30 protein-coding genes and 1 tRNA gene are annotated in these 22,869 nt (G+C 63.6%); 13 read left to right on the forward strand and 18 right to left on the reverse strand.

What is annotated here, in order from left to right; genetic code table 11:
* The first annotated feature begins 12 nt into the window (after positions 1–12).
* Positions 13–423, forward strand: coding sequence for a hypothetical protein (locus LZ536_RS10275; RefSeq protein WP_249848703.1), 411 nt, complete (start codon positions 13–15; stop codon positions 421–423).
* A gap of 1 nt (position 424) precedes the next feature.
* Here LZ536_RS10275 and LZ536_RS10280 read toward each other — a convergent pair whose 3' ends face one another.
* Entirely contained in the window at positions 425–706 is a 282-nt protein-coding gene (locus LZ536_RS10280; RefSeq protein WP_249848704.1) for an antibiotic biosynthesis monooxygenase family protein, read from the reverse strand.
* Positions 707–808: 102 nt separating this feature from the next.
* On the opposite strand from LZ536_RS10280, the gene LZ536_RS10285 reads away from it, so the two are divergent.
* Together LZ536_RS10285 and LZ536_RS10290 are read left to right on the forward strand one after the other, a co-directional pair.
* Positions 809–1,300: a hypothetical protein gene (locus LZ536_RS10285; protein WP_249848705.1), complete on the forward strand. Its 492-nt coding sequence runs from the start codon at positions 809–811 to the stop codon at positions 1,298–1,300.
* A 72-nt stretch (positions 1,301–1,372) separates the two neighbouring features.
* Positions 1,373–2,194, forward strand: coding sequence for an alpha/beta hydrolase (locus tag LZ536_RS10290; protein ID WP_249848706.1), 822 nt, complete (start codon positions 1,373–1,375; stop codon positions 2,192–2,194).
* On the opposite strand, the gene LZ536_RS13075 is transcribed toward LZ536_RS10290, so the two are convergent.
* Together LZ536_RS13075 and LZ536_RS13080 are read right to left on the reverse strand one after the other, a co-directional pair.
* Positions 2,195–3,010 carry a superoxide dismutase family protein gene (locus tag LZ536_RS13075; protein WP_283938540.1) on the reverse strand — a complete coding sequence of 272 codons (816 nt, stop codon included), beginning with the start codon at positions 3,008–3,010 and terminating at the stop codon, positions 2,195–2,197.
* Between the two features lie 171 nt (positions 3,011–3,181).
* Positions 3,182–3,313: a hypothetical protein gene (locus tag LZ536_RS13080; protein WP_283938541.1), complete on the reverse strand. Its 132-nt coding sequence runs from the start codon at positions 3,311–3,313 to the stop codon at positions 3,182–3,184.
* 59 nt (positions 3,314–3,372) lie between these two features.
* Here LZ536_RS13080 and LZ536_RS10305 point away from each other — a divergent pair, with 59 nt between their 5' ends.
* Entirely contained in the window at positions 3,373–4,068 is a 696-nt protein-coding gene (locus LZ536_RS10305) for a formyltransferase family protein (protein WP_249848707.1), read from the forward strand.
* Between the two features lie 52 nt (positions 4,069–4,120).
* Here LZ536_RS10305 and LZ536_RS10310 read toward each other — a convergent pair whose 3' ends face one another.
* The 6 genes from LZ536_RS10310 to LZ536_RS10335 form a co-directional block, all read right to left on the reverse strand.
* The gene (locus LZ536_RS10310; RefSeq protein WP_249848708.1) at positions 4,121–4,420 is read right to left on the reverse strand and encodes a hypothetical protein; all 300 of its coding nucleotides are present in this window, start codon (positions 4,418–4,420) and stop codon (positions 4,121–4,123) included.
* A gap of 39 nt (positions 4,421–4,459) precedes the next feature.
* Positions 4,460–4,906 (reverse strand): HEPN domain-containing protein, encoded by a 447-nt coding sequence (locus LZ536_RS10315; RefSeq protein ID WP_249848709.1) that lies wholly within the window; start codon positions 4,904–4,906, stop codon positions 4,460–4,462.
* A gap of 42 nt (positions 4,907–4,948) precedes the next feature.
* On the reverse strand, positions 4,949–5,776 hold the full coding sequence (locus tag LZ536_RS10320; RefSeq protein WP_249848710.1) for a hypothetical protein: 828 nt from the start codon (positions 5,774–5,776) through the stop codon (positions 4,949–4,951).
* A gap of 57 nt (positions 5,777–5,833) precedes the next feature.
* Positions 5,834–7,129, reverse strand: coding sequence for a DNA-packaging protein (locus tag LZ536_RS10325; protein ID WP_249848711.1), 1,296 nt, complete (start codon positions 7,127–7,129; stop codon positions 5,834–5,836).
* A gap of 32 nt (positions 7,130–7,161) precedes the next feature.
* Complete coding sequence (locus LZ536_RS10330) at positions 7,162–7,767, reverse strand: hypothetical protein (protein WP_249848712.1); 606 nt, start codon at positions 7,765–7,767, stop codon at positions 7,162–7,164.
* 140 nt (positions 7,768–7,907) lie between these two features.
* A complete protein-coding gene (locus tag LZ536_RS10335) occupies positions 7,908–8,180 on the reverse strand; it encodes a hypothetical protein (RefSeq protein WP_249848713.1) in 273 nt (90 codons plus the stop codon).
* Between the two features lie 359 nt (positions 8,181–8,539).
* On the opposite strand from LZ536_RS10335, the gene LZ536_RS10340 reads away from it, so the two are divergent.
* The 5 genes from LZ536_RS10340 (at position 8,540) to LZ536_RS10360 (ending at position 12,631) form a co-directional block, all read left to right on the forward strand.
* A complete protein-coding gene (locus tag LZ536_RS10340; protein ID WP_249848714.1) occupies positions 8,540–10,402 on the forward strand; it encodes an adenylate/guanylate cyclase domain-containing protein in 1,863 nt (620 codons plus the stop codon).
* Positions 10,399–10,908, forward strand: coding sequence for an MAPEG family protein (locus LZ536_RS10345; RefSeq protein ID WP_249848715.1), 510 nt, complete (start codon positions 10,399–10,401; stop codon positions 10,906–10,908). Before LZ536_RS10340 ends, LZ536_RS10345 begins: the two co-directional genes overlap by 4 nt.
* A 15-nt stretch (positions 10,909–10,923) precedes the next feature.
* Positions 10,924–11,523, forward strand: coding sequence for a hypothetical protein (locus LZ536_RS10350; RefSeq protein WP_249848716.1), 600 nt, complete (start codon positions 10,924–10,926; stop codon positions 11,521–11,523).
* 246 nt (positions 11,524–11,769) lie between these two features.
* On the forward strand, positions 11,770–12,102 hold the full coding sequence (locus LZ536_RS10355; RefSeq protein WP_249848717.1) for a DHCW motif cupin fold protein: 333 nt from the start codon (positions 11,770–11,772) through the stop codon (positions 12,100–12,102).
* Positions 12,103–12,250: 148 nt separating this feature from the next.
* On the forward strand, positions 12,251–12,631 hold the full coding sequence (locus LZ536_RS10360; RefSeq protein WP_249848718.1) for a plastocyanin/azurin family copper-binding protein: 381 nt from the start codon (positions 12,251–12,253) through the stop codon (positions 12,629–12,631).
* 43 nt (positions 12,632–12,674) lie between these two features.
* Here the strand turns inward: LZ536_RS10360 and LZ536_RS10365 are convergent, their stop codons facing one another.
* Positions 12,675–13,136 (reverse strand): DUF2165 family protein, encoded by a 462-nt coding sequence (locus LZ536_RS10365; protein WP_249848719.1) that lies wholly within the window; start codon positions 13,134–13,136, stop codon positions 12,675–12,677.
* An 82-nt stretch (positions 13,137–13,218) separates the two neighbouring features.
* Here LZ536_RS10365 and LZ536_RS10370 point away from each other — a divergent pair, with 82 nt between their 5' ends.
* Positions 13,219–14,604 (forward strand): RNB domain-containing ribonuclease, encoded by a 1,386-nt coding sequence (locus LZ536_RS10370; RefSeq protein ID WP_249848720.1) that lies wholly within the window; start codon positions 13,219–13,221, stop codon positions 14,602–14,604.
* 3 nt (positions 14,605–14,607) lie between these two features.
* On the opposite strand, the gene gnd is transcribed toward LZ536_RS10370, so the two are convergent.
* Complete coding sequence (gene gnd, locus LZ536_RS10375; protein ID WP_249848721.1) at positions 14,608–15,585, reverse strand: phosphogluconate dehydrogenase (NAD(+)-dependent, decarboxylating); 978 nt, start codon at positions 15,583–15,585, stop codon at positions 14,608–14,610.
* A 128-nt stretch (positions 15,586–15,713) separates the two neighbouring features.
* On the opposite strand from gnd, the gene LZ536_RS10380 reads away from it, so the two are divergent.
* Positions 15,714–16,601 (forward strand): hypothetical protein, encoded by an 888-nt coding sequence (locus tag LZ536_RS10380; RefSeq protein ID WP_249848722.1) that lies wholly within the window; start codon positions 15,714–15,716, stop codon positions 16,599–16,601.
* A 128-nt stretch (positions 16,602–16,729) separates the two neighbouring features.
* On the opposite strand, the gene LZ536_RS10385 is transcribed toward LZ536_RS10380, so the two are convergent.
* Complete coding sequence (locus LZ536_RS10385; RefSeq protein WP_249848723.1) at positions 16,730–17,461, reverse strand: hypothetical protein; 732 nt, start codon at positions 17,459–17,461, stop codon at positions 16,730–16,732.
* A 196-nt stretch (positions 17,462–17,657) separates the two neighbouring features.
* On the opposite strand from LZ536_RS10385, the gene LZ536_RS10390 reads away from it, so the two are divergent.
* Positions 17,658–18,101, forward strand: coding sequence for a hypothetical protein (locus LZ536_RS10390; RefSeq protein WP_249848724.1), 444 nt, complete (start codon positions 17,658–17,660; stop codon positions 18,099–18,101).
* Between the two features lie 354 nt (positions 18,102–18,455).
* Positions 18,456–19,163 (forward strand): hypothetical protein, encoded by a 708-nt coding sequence (locus LZ536_RS10395; protein ID WP_249848725.1) that lies wholly within the window; start codon positions 18,456–18,458, stop codon positions 19,161–19,163.
* Between the two features lie 355 nt (positions 19,164–19,518).
* Here LZ536_RS10395 and LZ536_RS10400 read toward each other — a convergent pair whose 3' ends face one another.
* The 6 genes from LZ536_RS10400 to LZ536_RS10425 all read right to left on the reverse strand — a co-directional run bounded on the left by LZ536_RS10400 (position 19,519) and on the right by LZ536_RS10425 (position 22,843).
* The gene (locus LZ536_RS10400) at positions 19,519–19,902 is read right to left on the reverse strand and encodes a hypothetical protein (protein WP_249848726.1); all 384 of its coding nucleotides are present in this window, start codon (positions 19,900–19,902) and stop codon (positions 19,519–19,521) included.
* Between the two features lie 56 nt (positions 19,903–19,958).
* The gene (locus LZ536_RS10405) at positions 19,959–20,348 is read right to left on the reverse strand and encodes a hypothetical protein (RefSeq protein ID WP_249848727.1); all 390 of its coding nucleotides are present in this window, start codon (positions 20,346–20,348) and stop codon (positions 19,959–19,961) included.
* A 213-nt stretch (positions 20,349–20,561) separates the two neighbouring features.
* Positions 20,562–21,173: a GTP cyclohydrolase I FolE gene (folE, locus tag LZ536_RS10410; protein ID WP_249848728.1), complete on the reverse strand. Its 612-nt coding sequence runs from the start codon at positions 21,171–21,173 to the stop codon at positions 20,562–20,564.
* Between the two features lies 1 nt (position 21,174).
* Positions 21,175–22,488, reverse strand: a complete 1,314-nt coding sequence (locus LZ536_RS10415) for an FAD/NAD(P)-binding protein (protein ID WP_249848729.1) — start codon at positions 22,486–22,488, stop codon at positions 21,175–21,177.
* Positions 22,478–22,723 carry a DUF6356 family protein gene (locus tag LZ536_RS10420; RefSeq protein ID WP_249848730.1) on the reverse strand — a complete coding sequence of 82 codons (246 nt, stop codon included), beginning with the start codon at positions 22,721–22,723 and terminating at the stop codon, positions 22,478–22,480. Before LZ536_RS10420 ends, LZ536_RS10415 begins: the two co-directional genes overlap by 11 nt.
* A gap of 43 nt (positions 22,724–22,766) precedes the next feature.
* Positions 22,767–22,843 (reverse strand) — tRNA-Arg (locus LZ536_RS10425).
* Positions 22,844–22,869: the final 26 nt, after the last annotated feature.

Here is a 22,869-nt window from a genome sequence, read left to right on the forward strand (position 1 = left end):
TCGCCAGCCAAAATGCCTCGCCGCCGCGATCCGAACTTCACCACCGGCGTCACCTGCCGCTTCTGCGGCGAGCTCGTGCCGTGGGGGACGATCCTGCGCGTCATCCGCGTCGATCCCGACACGCCCGGCTTCATGCTCCAGGAAAGCGCCTGCCACACCGACTGCCTGCGCAAGGTCGTGCGGCCCGAGGTCGAGCTCAACTTCCCCCGCCACTGGAACGGCCGCGCGCCCTATCTCGACGACAGCGCCGACATCGACGGCAAGCCCTGCGCCATGTGCGCGAAGGCCATCGACCCCGCGAAGCTCGTCCGCCTCCGCATCCAGAAGCCTGCCGGCCGGATAAAGAAGCCCGAGTTCGACGAGCAAAGCCTGCCCGTCCACTTCGACTGCCTTGCCACCGTCAGCACCTCGAAATTCGGCTAGGCTACTTCAGCTCCATCACCACCGGCCCTGACACCGGGTCCGTGTCGCCGTCCAGGCAATCGCGGAAGCTGTCGAGGGTCGCGATCATGTGCGGGCGAGCGGCGGCCATGGCGTCCATGTCGTCCCACTCGCCGATGATGCAGTAGGACCCCTCGCCCGTCTTGATGAGGTTGGCGCTGCGCATCCCGGGCCAGCTGCCACGGTCGACGGCGGCATGCGCATCCAGGAATTCCTGGTCGCGGCCCGGCTTCACTTTGAAACGAACGGCGTTGAAGGCTGTCATCTTGCGACTCCTCCGCTTTATGAAGCCGCCGCTTATGCTCCCTTTCTTGGCGGGCTGAACAGGCGTATTCGCGGGACTGCCGAACCAGTTATGGAGCCTGTCATGCGCCCATTGAGCTTCGCACTTCACGCCGTCCTCGCCGCCGCCATCGCTGCGCTCGCGGCTTCCGCCGCCGCGGCCGCCTCATCCGATTATTTACTGACGCTTCCGCCCGGCAAGGGCGAGGTCGCTGGCGGCAAGGGGCAGGAGGTCACGGTCAAGACGTTTGGCTGGGGGACCCATGCGGGCCATTCCATGCTCGGCACCTCGGACAAGGCATCCGCCGGCAGCGCCGCCTACGGCAGCATGGGCCGCGGGCTCGATATCGCCATGGTTGACGGCCAGCCGGCGGCCGGGCCGGGCGTGTTGATGGTGGAGGGCAGCTTTCCCGGCTGCACGGTCGGCAAGCGCTATGCCGGCGCGCAATTCGCCGGGGGCGCCAGTCGCTACGAACTGAAGGACGTCGTCATCTCGAACTGCGCGGCCGATGGCGTGTCGCTCGACTATGCCAAGGTGACGGTGAAGGGCTGGAACCCGGAGCCGAAGCAGGACTAAAGTCGGCCCGGCTGGACAAGCGGCGCGCGGAGGTGAATCCTTCGGTGTTTGGCCGATGACGAGAGACGAAGGATGCCCCGCACGAGTAAAGCGTACGCGCTGAAGGTCTTTGCCGCTGTCCTGCTGGCCGTCGCGCCTTTGGCCCCGGCCCTGGCTGCGGGCCCTGAGCTCGCTGCACGCCCGCCCGTGACGGCAATCGCCAACGGCGACGCGCGCAGCGGCGTGCTGCAGCTTGCGGGCGGCGCTTACGCCTATCTTCCCAAGGGCCACACGTCCGCGCCCGCGCCGGTCCTTGTCGCACTGCACGGGGCCGGCGGGCAGGCGAGCGACACGCTCACCTCGTTCCGCGACCTCGCCGACGCCAACGGCATCGTCCTGCTCATCCCGCAGTCCATCAAGGGGACGTGGGACATGATCGAGGACCTGAGCAGCCGCCTCGGGCTCGAGATGAATGTGCAGCCGCGCTACGGCAAGGATTTAAAGGCGCTCGACGCGGCGCTGGCCGACCTTTTCACCAAGGTCGCGGTCGACCCGAAGCAAATCGGCATCATGGGCTTTTCGGACGGCGCGACTTACGCATTGTCTGTCGGCACGGCGAACCCGGACCTGTTCAAGCGCGTCATCGCCTTTTCCGCCGGGCCGGCCTTCCTCGGCAAGTCGGCGCCTGACCAATATGTCTTCATCAGCCACGGCGAGGAGGACAAGGTCCTGTCCTTCACCAATGCGCGCGGCTTCGCGTCGAGGCTCCGCGTCCGCCACGTCCCAGTCGAGTTCGAAAAATTCACCGGCGGCCACGAAGTGCCAAAGGCCATCAAGGAAAAGGCCTTCGCCTTCTTCCGCGACCCCGCCGCGGCGACGGCCGCTGCCGGGCCGGACGGCACCAGCGGGAAGTGATCAGCGGGTAAAGGGCGCGCAGGCGATCCGCGCGCCGCTATTGCCGGCCGGGTCGGTCTTGTTGTCTACCGGCCCCGCATGAATGACGACCGCGCCGCCATCGGCGTCGATGAAGCCATCCGGAACCGTCAGGGTCACGCTGCCTTTCCCATCCGCGCCGACATCCAGGTTCGGCAGGTCCCCCAAATGTGGGCCTTCCGCATTCTCGGTCCCATGCTTGCGATTGGTCGGGTTCCAGTGCGGCCCGGCGCTGGCGAAATCCGGCCCCTGGCATAGGCCGACCGCATGGAGGTGAAGGCCGTGCGGTCCAGGCGCCAGTCCGGTTGCCGCGATCGTCAACTCATTGCCGTTCAGCGTCGCCGTTCCCGCCGGTGATCCATCCCCACGCACCAATGGCGCAGCCACCGCCGCAACCGGCGCCATCCCGCCGGCAAAGCTGATTTCGGCGCGCCGGTTCTGGACTTCGCGCACGCCATCCTCGGTCGGCACGATCGGCTCGCTTTCGCCATAGGCGACCAGGACGATCGCCTCGGCGGGAATCCCGTGGCCGACAAGATAATCCATGACGGCCTTCGCCCGCTTCTTGGACGCGGTCAGATTGTAGGCCGAAGATCCCGACCGATCGGTATAGCCCGCGACCCGGACACCCTGCGGCCGTTGCTGTTGATACGCGGTGACGACCTCGCTCAGGATCGTCTGTGCGTCGCGGGTCAGTTCCGGCTTGCCCCAATCGAAGAAGATGCGGAACGGCTGCGATTGTGCTGCGGCGGGCGCGGCGAGGCCCGCAAGCGCGACGAAAAGAACCGGAAGACGCATGGCACTGCTCCGCTTGTTGGCATGCGCTCCTTAGCCGCGCCGAAAGGCCCCGCCTAGGGATCGATCAGCCCGTGAGTCCTTAGCCGCGACAGGATGGCTGCAATCGCCGCGCGAGCCTCCGCATCGACGTTTATGCCGCCCGCATTCACTCATCCTTGAAATTGACAAGATTCAGCGCGGCTCGGGCACGATCGTGCGATCGGGAACCGCCGTGAAGATGCGCTTGGGCGGCAGCTTCTTGCTGCTTTCCTTGGTCACTTCGGAAACGCTGGAGTCGGCCAGCGAGAAGGCTGAGATGCTCATGGTACCATTTCCTCGCTTCTGACTTCCGATGCCTTGGGGCATGCGCTAGGCTTGGCGGGATGCGCCCGATCCTGTTCTTCTCCGACAATCGAGCGATCTTCGACGGGCTGAAATCCTATCTGGCGGACAAGGACTGGCCGCATGATTTTGGCTGCTCGCCGGGAAGCGGGCTTGCCCGCGAAATTCGAATTCGTGACGTCGCCGACGATCTTGGCCGGCAATACGGGCTCATCGTCTCCGCCCATTGCAAACAGCTCTTCCCCGCGTCCCTGGTTCGGGCCGTCCCCTGTGTGAACCTGCACCCCGGCTTCAATCCCGATACGCGCGGCTGGTATCCCCAAAGCTTTGCGCTCGCTCGCGGCCTAAAGGTCGGCTTCACGGTTCATTTCATGGACGACCAGATCGACCACGGGCCGATCATCCTCCAACGCGAGATCAAGGCCCGACCTGAAGACACGTCCAAGACACTTTACGACCGCATCCTCGCGGCGGAGGTCGCTTCCTTCGGCGACTGGCTGCCCAAGCTGCTCGACGGGACCTGCACTGTAGAGCTGCCTCTCGATGCCGGCAATTATCATTCGCGTGCCGATTTCGACGCTTTGTGCGAGTTCGACCTCGACGAAATCGGCACGTTCCGCGACTTCTACAATCGTTTGCGAGCGACCAGCTTCGCTCCCTTCCGGAATGCCTGGTTCCGGGATCTTGAAACCGGAAAGCGCATCTTTCTCCGGCTCGATGTCGAGACAGAAGACTAGGCCGGCCTAGGCGGCGATCAGCCCGTGGGCGCGCATCGCGCCCAGGATCGCATTAACCGTTCCGTCCGACGCATGATTGGCGATCGCCGGCTGCTGCGCCAACATCCCCGATCACTCTTTTCGCCAGCCCAACCGCCGCCTCATCCGCGGCTTCAACCACCAGCCCGCCAAGCGCCCCGGCTACCAGCCGTACCGATCGCAAGCCGACCGGATTGGTCCGATAGACCTCGCGCATTTGCGCCTCGTAACCGCGTGCAAACCCCTCTTCATGCACACCCGCCAGCCACGGCGGCGGCGCATAAGCGCACGACACCGCGTCCGGCGCGCCCTTGCGCCCGAACCATCCAAACATCGATTTCTCCTGAAAAGGCCGCCTGAAGCCTATGGTTACCTATCGCCTCAGGGCCGCTTCTATTTGAGACGCAACCTCATGAAGCGTAGCCGCCAGTCGCGTTATCTCGGACAGCTTTTCTTGCGGGTCCGGATCGTAGCGCGAAACCAAGTATTCGCGTGTTTCCGTCATGCGCTTTAGATGATCAACGGTTCCCTTGCTCAGAATAAGCCCGGCTTCTTCTGCCATTTCGGCTCTAGCCTTGAAGTTGTGCGGTACTTTACGCAGCGATGCAGGCCGGAGGCCTTGAGTCCTGAGATACGCATCGAGGTAGAGTTCAACGCTCTGAATCACGACTAGCCTATAGGGCGAAAAGGATAGCGGCTTTCTCCGCCGCCCATTCTTTCGAAGCACGTCCGCCGCTTGCCGATATTCCGAGGCCAACCGCAGAAGCATTTGCGGCGTGGCTTCGTCACCTGGGTAAAACTTTTGTCCTTCGATCGACATGGCGCCGCGTTATCAGCGCCGGCTCAAAATTCCCTTAAGCCACTAACCAACACCCATGATCTGCCGCGCCGCATGGTGCCACCAGGGCGTGTCCCACAACCCGAACACCGCAACCGACAGCGGTATGTTGAGCGCAAGCCAGATGACATAGGCCGGATGCACCCAGCGGTTGCGGATGACGTCCCACAGGAACATCGGCGCGACCGCCACCAGCACCCAGACATCCGCCGACAGCGGGCTCACCGGCATCGTCGACCACAACCACGGAATCCGGTCGAACCCGGCCGGCAGCGCCATCGCCACCGCCAGGAAAATCATTCTCTTGTGCATGCCGGAATCCCGAATCCGCGCCGCCAGGGCAATCGCCATAAAGATCGCGAATGTGACTCCGATCCGTATCTGCAAAAGCAGGATGTCTTCCCAGATCCCGAGCGCGCCCTGCAGTTCCGCCTGCTTGCCTGCCGGAGCTGCCTGAGCGGCATCCCACAGCATATGGTACATGGTCGGTGCCAGGATGAAGCCGACCACAACCAGTGCCGGCGCCAGCACCATCCCGGCCAGGCCAAGCCGCATGTGCTGCGCCTTTCGGCCCGTCGCCATCAGCCAGCTTTGCGCCAGCATCAGCAGCAGGAACGATCCCATCAGCACGGCATGCATGTGCAGCACGATCGGGAACGGCGCCCTTTGCCCGCTTTGCACCAGGCCGACCTTCATGATCGAATCCGGTATGAAGCCGGCCAGCACGATGGCGATGAACCACACAGCCATGCCGACGAAGATCCAGCGGTCCACCGCATGCGCGCGCGGCGTTCCGGAAAGCGCATCGCGCCGTGCTTTTTGAATTGCTTGTGTGTCGGCCAAAGTCGCCATGGCTGCCCCCTGCTGCCTGTCGCCTGCGGCCCTTCCGTATCACTCCTTGAACAAATGTTACAGCGCCCGCACGCGCGGCACGCTTGCACGCACCTGCGACAATTCGCTCATCGCCCAGACCATCGCGTCGGCGCGGTCCGGCGAGCGTGTCGGCCCGTCATATCCACCGCCGATCTGCAGGCCCGCCAACTCGTCCTCCAGTTCCGGAAATGCGCCCACGAACCACGCCCGCTTTGCCTCGAACAACAGCGCCACCGGCTCCGCCCGCGCGACCTTTCCTTTCGACGCATGAACCAGCTTCGGCGCCAGGCCGCTGTCCGCATTGCGCAGCACCTCCGTGATCATTGCCCCGCCATTATTGGCTTCGGCAACGACCCTGTCCGCGCGCCATCTCGAAGCCGCAGCGGCGACCGCTCGCGCCCATCCGTCCGGGCTCAAGCCAAAGACGCTTTCGTCGGCCAGCACATAATATTGCTCGCCCGCCTTTGCGCAGACGACGATTCCGCAAGCATCTCCGCCTTGCCCTGAGTCCGACGAAGGGCCCGCCGGCGGATCGACGCCGACCACCACCCGATCGAACCGCGACGGCATTTCGCAGCGGCAGGTCTCGATCAACGCTCGCGGCCACAAACTGCCCTCGACATCCTCGATCAGTTCGCCGTCCAGCTCCTGCCGGCCGATCCGTGTCTTCGCATAAGTTGCCATCATCACCTCGATGAACGCCTTTGGCAGCGACACATTGTCCTTGGTCCGGCCGCCCGTCGTCACGGTCCAGGCATCGTCCCTGATCCGTTTCAGCAAGCGGATCGGCCGCGGCGTCGTCGTCACCAGTGCGCGCGGCCTCGGCCCCGCCCTCAGCCCCATCTGCAAATTGGTCCAGGCCTCTTCGGCCTGCCGCCACTTCGCGAGCTCGTCACACCACGCAACGGAGAGCTCGGGCCCGCGCAATCCGTCCGCATTGTCGCCCGAAAACAGCTGCGCGACGGTGCCCTTCGGCCAGATCAGCCTGCCCTTGCTCGGCTCCCATTTCACCCGCACCCTTTGTTTGCGCGCGATGCTCAGGATCCCACTCACGCCCTCGACCATGATGCTGCGCGCCTCGTCGATCGTCGCCGCGACCAAGGCGATGTGCTTCGGCACGCCTTGGGCCAAATTGTTAATCCACTCCGCCCCCGCGCGCGTCTTCCCGTATCCACGCCCGGCCATCATCAGCCACACGCGCCAGCCCTCGCCCAGCGGCGGCAACTGCCCTTCGTCCGCCCACATCTCGAAGGCGGCATCGAGCAACAAGACGCCGCGCGGCCCGCATTTCTCCAGGAAGTCGCGAAGCTCTTCCGGCGACATACGCAACATGGCCCGCGCCTCGGCAGGCCCCAGTGGCAACTTCACGCCTCGTCGCGTTCCCGCAGCCGGTCCAACCGCGCAACGATGCGGTCCTTGGCTTCCTCATATTCGATGTCGTCGACGGTCTCATCCGACAGCTTGGCCGTGTCGCGGTGCATCCGCAGCAGCGCCAGCGCCACCCTGTCGCTATATTCGCGCATCATCGTCTTGGTGCCATCGCGAGCGACGACGATCTTCTCGACGCCATGCAGTGAACGCTCCAGCAGCATCAGCTCAAGCTGGGCGTAACCGGTCGCCAGCGCATTGTCCCAAGCCGCCCGGAAGGACGCGTGCTTCGATCGCCTGTCATAGACAGAGCTGGTCGAAACCTTCGCCGTCTTCGCCGCCAGCTTGACGTTGCAGCATTCGGCCAGCGCGCGCAGGAACGCACCTTCCTTCGCCTTGGTCCAGCTACGGCACGACGCCCGGACCTTCCGCTTCCGACTTCCGCCTTCCAGGACGAGCCCGTCCGCCTTCGCCATGCCGATCGCCCTTCCCGCAAAAGAAAAGCCGCCCGGATTTCTCCGTAGCGGCTCGCTGAACCCATTTTCCGACTGTTCATGGAAGTACCGAAGCAGCGTGACGATGTCAAGAACTATTTTACCCATTTGGTTTCTTCAGCGGTAAGCTGTCCACCGGATGCTGGCGACGAAGCCCAAGCCGCACAAGACGAATACAGCGGGCCACTCCAGGCCGAAGAAATAAGCCGCGAGGAGTGCCGCCGTCACAATCGTGAAGGGCCGCATTGTCAGGAGTTCATATGAGCATGCAGCCACTCCATGCCTTCCTTGCGCGCCTCGATCGACCAGTCGGCGTTCGGCAGAAGTTCGAGGACGGCGATCGATCCGCTGCCCCGAAAGGTGGCCTGCAGAATCCTTCTTACAGCCTCGGCTGGGCCAGCCAGCTCTGCGAGCCAAACGGACTCTAGCAGGCGCCTCGCCTGCCATTTGAACATGAGCTGATGGCATTCTTCGTAATTGCGAGACGGATGCTCGTCATAGCTGATCACATACAAGGGCATACGCGCCTCCCCAGGACGCAACGATTCGGCATGGATATAATCTGCATGCTTGATCTAGATTGCAAATCAGCTACGCAACATGGATCAGCGTGCCTGTGGGGGCAGGCCCGTCGGTCAGTTGCGTTCGACGGGCCTGTTTCCAAGAAGTTGGGCCTCTTTTCATGAGCATCGCAATCCTGACGCAGGTTATTGCGCGTTCCGATGAACCGTCCCACGGTGGCGGTGCCTGAAGTAGCGTAAGGCCTTCTTCGTTTCTCCACTCGACCTAGCCTGCCGGCATCCCCCTCCTCCCTCGGACCGGCGGGCTTTTTCTCGTCCGGCGATGTGCTAGACCGGCCCTGAACAGTGCCGGAGCGTCGATGGAACGTCGCCTGTCAGCAGTCTTGTCCGCCGACGTCGTCGGTTACAGCCGCCTCATGGGCACGAACGAGGTCGCGACGCTGACCTTATTGAACGAACGCCGCAGCGAGATCCTCGAGCCCGCCATCGCCACCCACAACGGCCGCGTCGTCAAGCTCACCGGCGACGGCCTGCTTGCCGAATTCGCCAGCGTTGTCGGCGCGGTCGAATGCGCGACGGGCATCCAGCAGCAGATGCGTTCGCGCAATGCCGACCTCCCGGAGGACCGCCGCATCGAAATGCGTATCGGCATCAACCTCGGCGACGTCATCGCCCAGGACGGCGACATCTACGGCGACGGCGTCAACCTCGCTGCCCGCATCGAAGGCGCCGCGCGCCCGGGCCGCGTTGCAGTATCGCAATCGGTCCGCGACCATGTCGGCAACAAGCTCGACGTCGAGTTCGAGGATCGCGGCAATCACGACCTCAAGAACATCGACCGGCCCGTACGGATCTTCGAAGTCGTCGATGGATCAACCGCGCAGCCGGCAGGCAAGGCTGCTGCGGCAACCGCCACCGACGACAAGCCCTCCATCGCTGTTCTGCCCTTCAACAACATGAGCGGCGACACGGAGCAGGACTATTTCTCGGACGGCATTACCGAGGACATCATCACCGATTTGTCCAAGGTCTCCGGCCTGTTCGTCGTCGGCCGCCACACCAGCTTCGCTTACCGTGGTGCGTCGGAAAACCTGGAAACGGTCGCACGCGACCTCGGCGTGCGCTTCATCCTCGAAGGCAGCGTCCGCAAAGCCGGCAACCGCGTCCGCATCACCGGCCAGCTCATTGACGGGGCAACCGGCGGTCATGTCTGGGCCGAACGCTACGACCGTGACCTCGACGACATTTTCGCCATCCAGGACGAGATCACCCGGACCATCGTCGATCAATTGAAGGTCAAACTCTTCCCAGCCGAGAGCAAGGCCATAGGCCAGGCGCCAACCGACAATGTCGAGGCCTACAATCTCTACCTCAAGGGCCGGCATTACTTTCATAATGCGACCAAGCATTTCCTTGTCCTCGCGCGGCAGATGTTCGTTCAGGCAACTGAGCTCGACCCGAAATTCGCCCGAGCCTACGCAGGCATTGCCAACGTCGATTGCCGGAAGATCGGCTGGTACGGCGAAATCATCCCCGAGAAAGATATTCTCGCGGTCGCCGATCAGGCGCTGGCGCTGGATCCCAATCTCGCCGAGGCCCACGCGGCCCGCGCGGACGCACTCAGCTTCTTCGGTCATTTCGAGGAGGCCGAGGCTGCATTTGAACGAGCGCTCGAACTCGACCCGGATAGCCCCGACGTCAATCTGCTCTATGCGCGCTTCCGCGTCCGCAACAATGAGCACGACAAATGCATTCCCCTGTTCGTCCGGGCGCTGGAAGTGAATCCGGACGATTTCACGTCGCCGCTAATGCTTCAATTCATCTTGCGCGCGCTCGGTCGAAAGGAAGAGTCGGAACTTTATGCCGAGCTTGGCATCAAGCGCGCCGAAGAAGCCATGCGACGTCATCCCGAAGCCTCACGCCCGGCCCAGCTGGTCGCACCGACGCTCGCCGGGTTGGGACGGACGGAAGAGGCAAAGGTCTGGCTGGAGCGGTCGATCTCGCTTGATCCCGACGACGGGCAAACGCTCTACAATGCGGCATGCACCTATTCGCAACTCGGGGAGACCGAGAAAGCGTTTGAAACGCTATATCGCTGGCTGCCGACGTCCGGACTCGAGAAGAAGCAGTGGCTGGTGATGGACAATGACTTCGATCCCATCCGCGATGACCCGCGCTTCGTTCAGCTCCTCGAAGATGTGAAGGCTTCCTTCGAGTCATGACTCCCGACCAGCGCAGGGTGGCCATCGGCGCCGCCAGCGGCATCATCTCCATGGCCGCCGCCATGTGGCTGCTGACCGCCATCCTGCCCCATGCCTATGCGCCAACCGCCGGCGACCGCCTTGCTTACGCGGCCGCCGCCAATGCCTGCGCCGCCATCGTCCTGTTCGCCATGGTCGTCGCCGTCGGCAATGCCCGCTTCCTCTCCGAAGCCATTGACCCGACCTTGCACAAGGAAAGCCAGAGGATGGAGGTCGATGGCCGCGTGGCCGACAACACGACCCAGCAATTCGTGATTTTCTGCGCCGCGACCCTGGGCCTCGCCGCTAACATTTCCGAAGACCGCATCCACGTCATCACGGCTGCGGCAATCGTCTTCGTGGCCGCCCGCATCGCCTTCTGGATCGGCTATCGCATCCACCCGCTCTACCGCGCCTTCGGCTTCGCCTCGACCGCCTACCTCAACCTCGGCCTCATCCTCTCCGCGGCCTGGTTGGCGGTCCGCTAGAACCGCGGAGCGGGAATGACCGGGATCGACCTCTTATTCCAGCTCTTCGCCTTGCTGCTGGGCCTGTCGATCGCGGAAATGCTGGTGGGTCTTGGCCGCAGCTGGCGGATCCGTTCGGGCGCCACCAAGGCCGCCACCAAAATCCGCATCGGCTATCTCGTTCCGCTGCTTGGCCTGCTGGTCCTCTGCGACCAGACGCATTTCTGGGTCAGCGCTTATGGCATGCGCGACCATCTGACCTTCAGCTATTGGACGCTGCTCGTCATCCTCGCGATCGTCGGCGGCTATTTCATCCTCTCGACCTTCGTCTTCCCGGATGAACCGGCCGACTGGCCCGACTTCGACGATTATTACCTCGCCACCAACCGCACGGTCGTCGGCGGCATGTTCTTCGTCAATTTCCTGACGTTGCTGCACCTCGCCTATCTCAGCATGCACGGGCTCGACGTCACCACCCTCCCGTTCGCCCAGTCATGGCCGTCGCTGGCGGCGGTCTTCCTCTATTTCCCCGGCCTCGTCGCACTCTGGTACGTCAAGTCGCCGCGCGCCAACGCCGCCCTGCTGACCTTCATGATCGCCCTCCTCGTCATCGCGGCGCTGGGCGCGGAATTATGATCGTCGCTATATTCCGGAAATGGCTGGAAAGCGGACATTGGCAAACCCGATAGGCTTTCCCTGGTTCGGGAATAAACCGCGCGCAGGCCGAGTCACTGGCATCGACGCTCTGAAACGAAAGTCGATGCAATGGCGAATAGAAGAAGACCGCGCGATATTTTGAAATGCATGGCGTGGGCGGTCAGCGCCACGCTGCCCACCCGCTTTCTTTGACGTGAACTCGCCACCTTCCTTGGAACGCAATCAATGAAAATCGACCCGATCCCGTTCACCGTTGTGGATTGGTCCGCAGTGGCGGCCACGACATTTGCTGGAGCTACTGGAACCGGTTCACAGCGAATTATCAACATCGGCGATATCCGCATTCGCGTGGTCGATTTTTCCGCGGGATACCTTGCCGATCACTGGTGTGATCGGGGACACGTCCTGGTCGTCCTGGAAGGCGAACTGATCAGTCAGCTGAAAGACGGACGAAGGTTCCTGCTCAAGCAGGGTATGAGCTATAAAGTCTCGGACTTCGGCGACGAACCGCACCGGTCGTTCACGCCTACGGGCGCCAAGGTATTCATCGTTGACTGATGCGCGAATTGGACCGGGATTTCTGGCGAGTAAGCGAACCGGTGTTTCAGCCAAGATTTCCGGCAGGACAATCATTCCATCCTCAATACCGCGCGGTTAGTTCGGTTGCTCCGCGAGAAACAAGAGATGCCCGACAAAGGAGATCCGTATGAAGAGCTTGGTCGCCTTTTCCCTAATGAGCCTGATCGCGCTCAATCCATTGAGAGCTGCGGATCCCAGCGTCGTTCAGGTCACGATGACCAGCTTCAACTTCAATCCCGCAACCGTGCAACTGCGTGCGGGAATTCCTACTGTGCTGCAGCTCCGCAACGATGCGGGCGGCGCACATAACTTCAGCGCACCGGCCTTCTTCGCTGCGGCCCATATCGACCCAGCCTCCTCCGCGTTGATTCATGACGGCCATGTTGAGGTTAAAGGACACGCTCAAGTTGACATCACCCTGACGCCGGCGGCGGGGCAATATCCGCTGAAGTGTACGCATCCCCTCCATTCCTCGTTCGGAATGAAAGGCAGCATTACCGTCCGTTAGCTTGCGGGCCCCAGACGGACCGCCGCCCTAGAACTACTCTAGCCTAGTCCCTGACGCCGTTGACGAAGAGGATCGTCAGCGCCGACGTGCTGCCCAGCTGGAACGCTCGCGTCAGTGCCATCGCTCCGAACTCGCTGCCCCACTGGAACAGGCCGGCGCCGATCATCAGCGACAAAGCGAACCACAGCAGCAGCGACAGGCCGCCCGCCCAGATGGCGAGGTTCTTCGCCTCTTTATATTCGGCGTCCGTGGCGTTCCTCGCCGTGTACAAATCCCAGGCGCCTTTGAATGCCACGCCGGCGATCACGAACTGGCATAAGGTAATCAGTGCAAAGCCTGTCCAGGTTGCCGCCGGCGATCCGCTCAACAAGGTGTCGCGATAGGCATCGCCCGGCGCTGCCTCGGCCTGCACCTTCATCTCGTCGATGCTGGCCAGCCCCTGCACCGCGTACATCAGCGCCGTCAGCCCGATCAGCGCAACCAGCAGGCTCTTGAAGCTTCTCATCCCGGCCCCCGCAGCGATGGCGCGAAGACCCTAACTTACCTATGCACCGGCCATCAAGGTCGCCGAAGGAGTTGCGGACGGTATGAGGTTGATCGACAGCGAAGGCGCACTGGCGCGCGGCCTGTCGGACATCCGCACCCAGTTCCAGGTCCCGGCCGGCTTTCCCGCCGAAGTCGTCGCCGCAGCCCAATCCGCCAAGGATCACTACGCCGCATCCCGCGCCGACTGGACCGCCACCCCATTCGTGACCCTTGACCCCGCAAGCTCGACCGATCTCGACCAGGCCTTCGCCCTCGCCCGCGATGGCAACGATATCGTCCTTCACTATGCCATTGCCGACGTCGGCGCGGTCGTCGCGGACGGCGACCCGATCGATACCGAAGCCTGGGCGCGCGGCACCACCATTTACCTCCCCGACGGCAAGGCCTCGCTCTACCCGCCGATCCTCAGCGAAGGCTCGGCCAGCCTGCTCCCCGACGTCGACCGGCCGGCAGTCGTCTTCACCGTCCGCGTCGATGAAGCCGGCAATTCCCGCCTCGACGGCGCTGTCCGCGGCCTCATTCGCTCGCGCGCCAAGCTCGCCTACGAAACCGTCACGCCATCCGACCTGTCGCCCGAATTCACCGAACTATCCCGCCGCATCGCCCTCGCCGAAGACGCGCGCGGCGCCGAGCGGGTCGACGCGCCGGAGCAGGAGCTGGTGCCAGACGGCGGCGATGGCCAGTTCGACCTCGTCATCCTCCCGCAGCTGGAATCCGAACAGCAGAACGCCGCGCTTTCCCTCGCCGCCAACCTCGCCATCGCCGACGCTTTGTTCGCGCACCACACCGGCCTGTTCCGTGTCATGGCGGGTCCGGGCGACTGGGCCGTCCGCCGTCTGCGCCACACCGCCAAGGCCCTCGGCCTCATCTGGCCGAAGGACGCGACGCTCGCGCAGTTCGAACGCACGCTCGACGGCACAAACCCAAGCCACGCCGCCTTCCGCTCCGCCATCCGCCGAGCCAGCCCGGGTGCCACCTACGCGCCCTTCACGCCCGGCGCCGTCCCCTGGCATTCGGCGATGGCCGCGACTTACGTCCACGCCACCGCACCGCTCCGCCGCCTCGCCGACCGCTTCGTCATTGAGGCGGCCCTCGCGGTCGCCAACGGGCAGCCTGTCCCCGACACCCTCACCGCCAGTTTCGCGAAGCTGCCGGAAGTCATGGCCGACGCCGACAATCGCGCCGCGCAGGTCGAGCGCGCCGCCCTCGACCTCGCCGAAGCCGTGATGCTGAAAGGCCGCGAGGGCAGCCGGTTCGACGCCGTCGTCACCGATGTGGACGAACGCGGCGCGCGCATCCAGCTTTGCGAGCCGCCCGTCGTCGCCCGCATCGATGCGAAGGACCTGCTTCCCGGCGCCGCGCTCAAGGTCGAGCTCGTATCGGCAGACGCCACAACCCGCCAGGTCCGCTTCCGCCGCGTCTCCTGACGCTTACTGCGGCATCTCCACATGCCCGCCGAACCCGAAGCGCATCGCCGACAATAGCCGATCGCCGAACCGGTCGTCGGTCCTGCTCCGGTATCGCGCGAACAAGGCCGCGCTCAGCACGTTGATCGGCACGGCTTCTTCCATGGCTGCATCGATCGTCCACCGCCCCTCGCCGCTATCGGCGACACGCCCGGAGAAGCGTTCGAGGTGATTGTCTCGAGCCAGCTCCAGTGCGCACAGGTCGAGCAGCCAGGACGAGATCACCGATCCCCGGCGCCACACCTCGGCAATGTCCGGCAGGTTGAGCGTGAAGCGCTCGTCCTCCGGAAGCGCCTCGGACGACCGCCCTTTCAGTACGTCGAAGCCTTCCGCATAGGCCTGCATCAGGCCGTATTCGATCCCGTTGTGCACCATTTTCACGAAATGCCCCGCCCCCGCCGGCCCGGCGTGGATATAGCCGCGCTCCGCCCGGTCGTCGCTGCCTGTGCGGTTGGCGTTGCGCGCGATCGTCCCATATCCCGGCGCCAGCGTGTTGAAGATCGGGTCGAGCAAATGGACCGCCGCCTTGTCGCCGCCGATCATCAGGCAATAGCCGCGCTCCAGCCCCCAGACGCCGCCGGACGTCCCGACATCGACATAGCTCACGCCGCGTTCGGCGCATTCGCGGTGCCGCCGGATATCGTCCTTGAAGAAGCTGTTGCCGCCGTCGATGACCACGTCGCCCGTCTCGGCGAGCCCGCTCAACGCCGCCACCGTCTCCTCGGTCGGCGCGCCCGCCGGCAGCATCACCCAGAAGATCCGCGGCGGCTCCAGCTTGGCGACCGCCTCCTCCAGCGACGCCGCGCCCACAGCCCCGTCCGCCGCCAGCTCGGCCACCTTCGCCGCGTCGCGGTCGAACGCCACGACCTCATGCCCGCCGCGCATCAAGCGCCGCGAAATATTCGCTCCCATCCGGCCAAGTCCGATCACTGCCAAACGCATGCGGCGACTCCCATCCATCAGCGGGCGCCACCCATAGCAGCGCACAGGCGGCAAATCTGCGCCGCTTGCCCTCGTCCGCAGATTTGCTAGCAATCCCCCCGTGTTGCGTATCAGGGGGTAGCGTAATCATGAAGATGTATCGCGTATTGTTGGCCGCCGGCTGCGGCCTTGTGGGGCTTTGCGTTTCGACTTCGGCGAGTGCGGGCTACGGTTATTGCGAGACTTATGCGCCGCACCAGGCGGCTCGCGTCACCCCGATGTTCGAATTCCCGTCGGCTTCCAACGGCAACATCGACGCCGACTTCGAAACCTATATGGAAGCCAAGCTCGGCTTCAACCTCATGCCCATGTGCATTTCCTATGGCGACGACGAGGACCGCGCCCGGGAAATGGCGGCCTATGCGCTCGCCGATATCAAACAGGACATGCACGCGATCCTGGAAGAAGGATTCGTGGCCTATGTGGCCCAGAAATATGGCAGCGGTCGCAAGAGCAGGCCGGCACCCAAGACCGTCGCGGAAAGCTCCGGTCGCGACGATACGAGCGAGGCCGAAACCCCCGCCGGACCATCCGCCGCCGAACAACGTGCCGAACGCCACAAGGCGGTCGAGGAGCGCAATCGCGCCGCCCAGGCGAAATATGAAGCCGATCTCGCCGCGGTCGAGCAGGCCAAGCGCGACATCGAAGCGCGCAAGGCCGCCAATCGCGCCGCCGCCGACAAGGTCCTCGCCGACCACGCCCGCGACATGGAAGCGCACGCCCAGCAGGTCCGCATGGCCGACGCCGCCAACCTCGAATACAAGAAGCAGGTCGCCAAGCCCGCCGGCGTGCCCAACCCCGTTTATCGCGGTTTCATCGGCAAGGACTGCGCCGCCGCCCGGATGAGCGCCACCAACGGCGCCGGCACCGATTCAGGCACCAAGTTCATCGAAGTCGAAAGCGAAATGGTCGGCGGCTACTGCAACGTGCGCGGCTGGTCGTGGAGCACCCAGGTGGGCGGCGCATCGCGGCAGTAAACTGCTGCAGCGCCGGCGGGCACTAGCGGCGTTGCGAGAGGCGGCCGGGTTCAACGGCGACTATTTGCACATCAAGCGCCGCGTCGCGATCCCACACTGAATTGGCGCGGGAAACGAACGGCTCGGGATCAAGGACCCTGTGGTTCGACCTTCCCAATGGGTAAACCGTGAGCACGGCAGAACTTCAGCGTCCCGGACTGGCGAATCTCCTCGGCAAGGTCCGCCTCAGCCGGTGTTAGCTTCATTGCCTGAACGCTTCCGATAATCTGGTTGCCGACCAGCCTCATGGTGGAAAAGCGGCCTCTTGCCTCCGCGATTGCTTCGCTGAGTCGAACGCGGGTGCCGGCATCGAACTCTATGGGTTGGCCGAGGATGCCCAATCTCCAACCCAGCTGATCCGCAGTCCGGTTGTTATCGCGCATGTAAGTCACCTGCGCATAATGCTCGCCCAGGATGACGCGCAGGTCCTTGGCCAAATGAGAGGCAACGCCCTCGCTGACGATGGAAGCCCACTTGTTCTCGGACCAGGTGCGGGTCGGCGCCCTGTATACAAATTGCCGAAAGAGATCGTCCGAATAAACGGTCGCGGGTCGGGGAGAGTCCTTGCGCAGTTCCGCTTCGAGAAGCGCAAGCAGCCTGTCGATGCATGGCTGGGCCATGACGATTTCCACCGAATAGAAATAATGGTCCGCGACTTCCTCACGAAGGGCTTCGGTCGCCAAATTTGCGCGGCGTTGCCAGCTTAGGTCTTCAACGATTTGTTGCGCGGCAAGCGCGACTAATACGCCGACGACGATGATTCCGACCTCGCCGGCGAACTGGCGCCAGCCGTGGAGCGGCCGCAGCAGCTTAATATACATGAAACTGATCCCCCCCGCTACCGCAATGGCTGGCAATCGGGACCCCACGTGGTTTGACAAATTGCGCCACCGCATTGTCCATTTACGACGGGCGCGAGTGGGCAAACCGGGTCTCTGGGACCTGTCGGTATTCGACCCGATTGCCCGGCCAGTCTCGCGGAGTAACGGCAGGGCCTGCTCCTGAGGGGGACTGGGCATGATGCGATTTGGATTTTGCTTGGGCGCTGCGCTGATCCTGAGCCTTGCCAGCTGCAAGGGCGATGAGTCTAGCAACGAAGTGAATCCGCAGGCCAATCAGGCTCAACAAGTCGCCAAAAAGGATCAGCCAGCCCCGAAGGCAACGGGCGCCAAATGCCCCTTTGTCTACACGCAGCTTCCGGTTGGCACCCCCGACCCGACGCGAAGGGTCTACACCTGCGTCGAACGCTACGCCCACCTCTATTCAAAAGGCCCGGACAGCGCCGAAATCCTCTCGAAGGCGGTCATGGCCAAGTGCAAGGACGAGATCGTCAAATATGTGGATCAGGAAGCCAAAAAGGCGGGCGTAAGGCCCCCTTACAAGGAAGCTTTCGAATCCTGGCAGGGCCACACCTTGCCCATCATCGCAGAAGCCAGGTCCCGCCGCTGCTTTGCTGACTGACCGGCCGCAATCGGTCGGACACGGACACTAGGCTTCTAGGGCCCGACTTGGGCGGAAAACTGCCATTAGTCTCCTAACGTCATCCCCGCGCAGGCGGGGATCCCGCTGCCTTCAGGCAACCGCCAACCATGCATCAGCCCTCGCACCAGCGCTGCTCGCCCGCGCAATTCGGCGAAAGAAGACTAGCGGGATTCCCGCCTCCGCGGGAATGACGGATTTGGGAGGTTCTAATGTCCGCAATGGGTCGAATTCAGCCATTGGCCTTCTAGCGCCCGATCGTCCGGTCCCATCGAACAGCTATCGCGCGAGCCGTTTCATTGTTAGCGATTGCACTTGCCGTCGGGGGGCTGCGCAATGTTCCAGACCGTACGTCATTGGTGGGGAAGCGGGCCTGGAAAGGTGACCGCGCGTCTGTTCGCGTTCGAATTCGTCGTCGTTGTCACGGGCGTTCTGGTTGCGCAGGCACTCGCCAGCTGGGTGCAGGACCGCGCCGCTTTCAGGGCGATGAAAGAAGCGGAAGCTCGTGCCGACGCCGAAATCAGCGACAACATGTACGCCGCCAGAATCTACCAGGTGGCGATCCCCTGTTTCGAAGATCGCATGCGCGAGGTGATGCGCAGTGCAAGCAAGGGACCGGTCGACCCTCAATTGGCTGTGCGACCGTCCTTCAAATCTTCCGGCCTTTCTCCGATTGGCGAACAATCCGCGTTGCTCCTGCGGAAGGAAAACGGCGACCAATGGTCGAACCTGTTCGACGCGCTGGCTCGCAGCATTTCCGACATCGACGACCGGGGCTCGAGTATCGCCGAAGAGTGGGGCAGGATCGCGCTCGCCGATCCGGGGAACGGCGAAGTCAGCTTGGGCGACCGTCTTGCGGCGCGAGAGGCGGCGGCGAACATAATCGCTCGCCTGCGCGGAATGAGGATCAATGCCGAAAACATCCTGCAGCTGGGCGCGCAGCTTGGCCTCAAACCGCGTTCGTTGACGGAGCCCGAATACGGCCCCGCCAAGACATGCGACGCAATCTGGAAAAGCGGGCGAAGCGATCCCCCGTTGAGCTAAGCGCCTAGAGTCCGATTAGGGTGGAAAGCGGACTCTAGTCCGTGCGGTTTTTTCGAGCCTGAGAACGCAATAGCAGCACTGGCACGACGGCGCAGCCGACCAACAGCGGTAGCCAGAATCCCATTAGCAGCGCCCACACGCTCGTCATCTCGTAGTCCGGGTCGGGAGCGCTGAAGAACTCGCAAGCCCACCAAGATTCCCACGCGACGGCGGCGAGAACCGCCACCCATTTTGCGATGCGCCAGTATCTATGGGGAACGCTCACAGCTAACGTTTGTCCGATGCTGCTAATGTCCGCAATGGGTCGAAATCGGACTCTATGTCGCTAACGTCTGATTTGGGTGGAATACTGCCGTCAGCGAGCTTCCAACTTCGCGGACCTCACCAGGAAGCGCTTCTCGACATTGAGATAATTCCATTCAACGCCCGCGCATCGGCATACGATCCTCTTGCCCAGCAAGGGGTTTGCCTCGCCCTTGAGGTAGACCCTGCCGGGTTGGATGAAGCCATCGAAGGCCGTTTGAACCTGCGCATCCGCAAAGTCGGGCCACAGGTCGTCGCCGGGGCGATCCACAGGCGTCAGCGTATAGCCGTAGTGCATTTCCCAGCCGACGTAGAACTCACGTTCCGCAGTGGTTGGGGAGCCTTGGACCTCACGAAGGGCGGCTGCCCTGCCCTCGGCGACCTCTTTTTCGACGGCCCGGACATCGACCTGCTCGAGTGCGGGCGGGCTAGGCACGCAGGCACTAAGGCAGGTGAGTGCCAATGCGGCGGCACAAGGGACGCCTGCGCCGCTCAATGGGACTGCCGGTACGTATTGATGATCACGGATTTCACGCAGGGTCCGTCGGGGTCAGGTAGGCCGAAGGACACCGACCCCCAATCTTGCCGGGCGGTGTAATACCAGCACTGCGCATCCGCGCAGGATTGCTCGACGCTTCCGCCGCTGAATTGTCGGGCGACCACAGCGGCGCGAACGCATTGTCCGGAAATGTCATCGAGCTCGAAGAACAGGCCGTTGCGGTCGAAGCTCAGCCGGCCCTTTCGCGAGACCATGCCGCCAAATTCGGTTTGGCCGAAGTCGCATCCTCCTGTGGCGCACTCGCTTCGCAGGCCAAAGGCGCCGGCGACTGCTCCGGCCGTTACGGGCTGCTCGTTGAGGGCGTCGGCAAGACGCCCAAGCATTTCGTCTTCACTGCGATTGAGGGAATGATCGTTCGGGTCCGATCAAAAGGGCGCCTGCAACGGTTGTGGATCCATTGGCCTGATCGTCGGCGGCTCTGTCGAGCATCCAGCCGCGCAAATGAACACCAACGAGGCAACCAGCATGCGCATCGATTCGATGCTTACATGCAAGGAGAATGTCCGCAATGGGTCGAAAGCTGTCTTAGCGCCCGCTCAATACCCCATTAGCGCCAACACCTCGCGCCGGCTCCGCTCGTCGCTGCGAAAAATGCCCATCATCCGGGATGTCGTCATCATGACGCCGGGTGTGTTGACCCCGCGCGCCGACATGCAGGCGTGGCTGGCTTCGATCACCACCGCGACGCCCTTGGGCTCAAGGTGCGTCCAGATGCAGTCGGCGACCTGCGCCGTTAAGCGCTCCTGCACCTGCAGTCGCCGCGCAAAACCGTGCAGCACGCGGGCGAGCTTGCTGATCCCGACCACTTTGTCGCCGGGCAAATAGGCGATCGCCGCCTTGCCGATGATCGGCGCCATGTGATGCTCGCAATGGGACTGGAACGGGATGTCCTTCAGCAGGATGATCTCGTCATAGCCGCCGACCTCCTCGAAGGTGCGGCTGAGGTGGTGCGACGGGTCCTCGGCATAGCCTCGGGCATATTCGCGCCAGGCCCGCGCCACCCTTGCCGGCGTGTCCAGCAGCCCTTCGCGCTCGGGATCGTCGCCGGCCCAGCGGATGATGGTCTTCACGGCGTCGGCGACGTCCTTCGGGACCTTCACTTTCTTCGCCGGCTCGACCAGGTCGCCATCTTCCGGGGAACAACCCATCCTACTTCAGCTCCATCTCGATATCCTCGGCGACCCGCGCCGCCTGCCCGCGTATATCCGGCACGGCGATGATCTCCCAATAATTCCCCTTGGTCACGGGGCCCATCGCCCAAACCCGCTCACCCGCGCGGTCGGTCTCGTCGACCTTCAGCCCGATGCCGATCCGGTCGACGGCAACCAGTCCGTCGTCCAGCATCTGTCGGATGACCGGATTTTCGGTTTGCTCCATGGCATGCAGCGGCCCGGTGCAATTGATGACCGTGTCGAAAGTCCGCGTCTCGACCTTGCAGGCGCCGCGAGCGCAAACCTCGACCTCGACCCCGTCGGCGGTTTCACGCATCGCCTTTATGCGACCGGCCGCGATCTGCAGCTGGCCATTGCCAATCAGCTGCTTCATCCGTTCGGCGACTTCCGTGGCGATGCGGTGCCGGTGGACGTCCCAGAACGGACGGGCGTGACGCATGAAGCGGCCCTGCTGCTCTGCGTCCCAGGATCTCCAGACCATGCTTGTGTGGGGCCGCATGGCATCGACCGCCGCCCGCCAATTGCCTTGCCCGGCCCGCTTTCGCAGCCAGCGCCAGACCTTCAGCACATTGCCCAGCGGCACGTCTTGCGCTTCCACCGGCCAGGGTTCGTAGAGGATATGCCCGCGCGGCACCTGCCCGCGCCGCGACAGCATGGTGATCCGCCCGTGATGGCCGTGCGCGTCGAGCGCCAGCACATGGTCGACCGCCGTCAGGCCGGTGCCGATCAGCAGCACAGTCTTGTCCGTCCCGGCCAGCCGGTCGTCGGCCGCGCGGGCATCGGGGCCCCAGGGATTGTTGACGAAACGATTCGGCGAAATGCCTTGCGCGAACGGCATCGGCGCCGGATCCTGGTTGCCGATCGCCAGCACCAGCGCCCTCGCCTTGATGCCGCGGCCGTCGTCCAGCGTCACGATCCAGCCATCGCCTTGGCGTTGCGCTCGAACCGCCGTTGCGGCGACTGGCTCGACCTGCCCGGACTCCAGCGCGTCCCCCAGCACTTCGTCCATGTAGCGGCCAAAGCGGCGGCGCTCGGCAAAATCCTTGGGCGTTCCGCCCTCGGCCACAACCTGCCGGGAGAAATCCTCCAGGTCCTCCGGCCAGGCGCTCATCACTTCGGCGCGGACGTTGAGGACGTGGGCCGGCTCGCGGGTCGAATAGGCGACGCCGCGGCCCATCCGGCCGCTTCCGTCGATCAGCGCAGCCTTGAGGCCGCGCCGGCCGAGCTGGACCGCCGCCATCGTGCCGGAAAAGCCGCCGCCGATAACGGCGACGTCCACCTCAGATGTCATAGTCCGACCATTGCTCCGGCTTGCCCGATCCCGCCCTGATCTTCTGGATGTAATTGTAGGTTTCGGTGACCGTGCGTCCCGCGGTGTCGGTGAAGAGGCCGGGGACGAGCCCGTGGATGAGGGCCGCGCAGCCGGCGAAGATGAGCTTGCCGCCGATCTTCAGCGCGCCCATGCCGTGCCTGTACCAGCTCAGCCCCAGAGAGCGTGGATGTTCCATGAACAGCCGGTCCAGCATTATCAGAGCACCCCTCAATTCGCCTTTTAAATCAATATGTTACTGGTGGCCCCGGCAGGACTCGAACCTGCGACCTTTGGTTTAGGAAACCACTGCTCTATCCGGCTGAGCTACGGAGCCAACGGTGCCGCAATAGGGTCGGCTCG

The sequence above is a fragment of the Sphingomonas alba genome, from assembly GCF_023516555.1.
In the GTDB taxonomy this organism is placed as follows: domain Bacteria; phylum Pseudomonadota; class Alphaproteobacteria; order Sphingomonadales; family Sphingomonadaceae; genus Sphingomicrobium; species Sphingomicrobium album.

What these genes read in the sequence shown, in the direction of transcription:
- LZ536_RS10275 (WP_249848703.1), top strand. Translation starts at nt 13, where the DNA reads ATGCCTCGCCGCCGCGATCCGAACTTCACCACCGGCGTCACCTGCCGC.
- LZ536_RS10280 (WP_249848704.1), bottom strand. Translation starts at nt 706, where the DNA reads ATGACAGCCTTCAACGCCGTTCGTTTCAAAGTGAAGCCGGGCCGCGAC.
- LZ536_RS10285 (WP_249848705.1), top strand. Translation starts at nt 809, where the DNA reads ATGCGCCCATTGAGCTTCGCACTTCACGCCGTCCTCGCCGCCGCCATC.
- LZ536_RS10290 (WP_249848706.1), top strand. Translation starts at nt 1,373, where the DNA reads ATGCCCCGCACGAGTAAAGCGTACGCGCTGAAGGTCTTTGCCGCTGTC.
- LZ536_RS13075 (WP_283938540.1), bottom strand. Translation starts at nt 3,010, where the DNA reads ATGCGTCTTCCGGTTCTTTTCGTCGCGCTTGCGGGCCTCGCCGCGCCC.
- LZ536_RS13080 (WP_283938541.1), bottom strand. Translation starts at nt 3,313, where the DNA reads ATGAGCATCTCAGCCTTCTCGCTGGCCGACTCCAGCGTTTCCGAAGTG.
- LZ536_RS10305 (WP_249848707.1), top strand. Translation starts at nt 3,373, where the DNA reads ATGCGCCCGATCCTGTTCTTCTCCGACAATCGAGCGATCTTCGACGGG.
- LZ536_RS10310 (WP_249848708.1), bottom strand. Translation starts at nt 4,420, where the DNA reads ATGTTTGGATGGTTCGGGCGCAAGGGCGCGCCGGACGCGGTGTCGTGC.
- LZ536_RS10315 (WP_249848709.1), bottom strand. Translation starts at nt 4,906, where the DNA reads ATGTCGATCGAAGGACAAAAGTTTTACCCAGGTGACGAAGCCACGCCG.
- LZ536_RS10320 (WP_249848710.1), bottom strand. Translation starts at nt 5,776, where the DNA reads ATGGCGACTTTGGCCGACACACAAGCAATTCAAAAAGCACGGCGCGAT.
- LZ536_RS10325 (WP_249848711.1), bottom strand. Translation starts at nt 7,129, where the DNA reads ATGTTGCGTATGTCGCCGGAAGAGCTTCGCGACTTCCTGGAGAAATGC.
- LZ536_RS10330 (WP_249848712.1), bottom strand. Translation starts at nt 7,767, where the DNA reads ATGGGTAAAATAGTTCTTGACATCGTCACGCTGCTTCGGTACTTCCAT.
- LZ536_RS10335 (WP_249848713.1), bottom strand. Translation starts at nt 8,180, where the DNA reads ATGCCCTTGTATGTGATCAGCTATGACGAGCATCCGTCTCGCAATTAC.
- LZ536_RS10340 (WP_249848714.1), top strand. Translation starts at nt 8,540, where the DNA reads ATGGAACGTCGCCTGTCAGCAGTCTTGTCCGCCGACGTCGTCGGTTAC.
- LZ536_RS10345 (WP_249848715.1), top strand. Translation starts at nt 10,399, where the DNA reads ATGACTCCCGACCAGCGCAGGGTGGCCATCGGCGCCGCCAGCGGCATC.
- LZ536_RS10350 (WP_249848716.1), top strand. Translation starts at nt 10,924, where the DNA reads ATGACCGGGATCGACCTCTTATTCCAGCTCTTCGCCTTGCTGCTGGGC.
- LZ536_RS10355 (WP_249848717.1), top strand. Translation starts at nt 11,770, where the DNA reads ATGAAAATCGACCCGATCCCGTTCACCGTTGTGGATTGGTCCGCAGTG.
- LZ536_RS10360 (WP_249848718.1), top strand. Translation starts at nt 12,251, where the DNA reads ATGAAGAGCTTGGTCGCCTTTTCCCTAATGAGCCTGATCGCGCTCAAT.
- LZ536_RS10365 (WP_249848719.1), bottom strand. Translation starts at nt 13,136, where the DNA reads ATGAGAAGCTTCAAGAGCCTGCTGGTTGCGCTGATCGGGCTGACGGCG.
- LZ536_RS10370 (WP_249848720.1), top strand. Translation starts at nt 13,219, where the DNA reads ATGAGGTTGATCGACAGCGAAGGCGCACTGGCGCGCGGCCTGTCGGAC.
- gnd (WP_249848721.1), bottom strand. Translation starts at nt 15,585, where the DNA reads ATGCGTTTGGCAGTGATCGGACTTGGCCGGATGGGAGCGAATATTTCG.
- LZ536_RS10380 (WP_249848722.1), top strand. Translation starts at nt 15,714, where the DNA reads ATGAAGATGTATCGCGTATTGTTGGCCGCCGGCTGCGGCCTTGTGGGG.
- LZ536_RS10385 (WP_249848723.1), bottom strand. Translation starts at nt 17,461, where the DNA reads ATGTATATTAAGCTGCTGCGGCCGCTCCACGGCTGGCGCCAGTTCGCC.
- LZ536_RS10390 (WP_249848724.1), top strand. Translation starts at nt 17,658, where the DNA reads ATGATGCGATTTGGATTTTGCTTGGGCGCTGCGCTGATCCTGAGCCTT.
- LZ536_RS10395 (WP_249848725.1), top strand. Translation starts at nt 18,456, where the DNA reads ATGTTCCAGACCGTACGTCATTGGTGGGGAAGCGGGCCTGGAAAGGTG.
- LZ536_RS10405 (WP_249848727.1), bottom strand. Translation starts at nt 20,348, where the DNA reads ATGCTTGGGCGTCTTGCCGACGCCCTCAACGAGCAGCCCGTAACGGCC.
- folE (WP_249848728.1), bottom strand. Translation starts at nt 21,173, where the DNA reads ATGGGTTGTTCCCCGGAAGATGGCGACCTGGTCGAGCCGGCGAAGAAA.
- LZ536_RS10415 (WP_249848729.1), bottom strand. Translation starts at nt 22,488, where the DNA reads ATGACATCTGAGGTGGACGTCGCCGTTATCGGCGGCGGCTTTTCCGGC.
- LZ536_RS10420 (WP_249848730.1), bottom strand. Translation starts at nt 22,723, where the DNA reads ATGCTGGACCGGCTGTTCATGGAACATCCACGCTCTCTGGGGCTGAGC.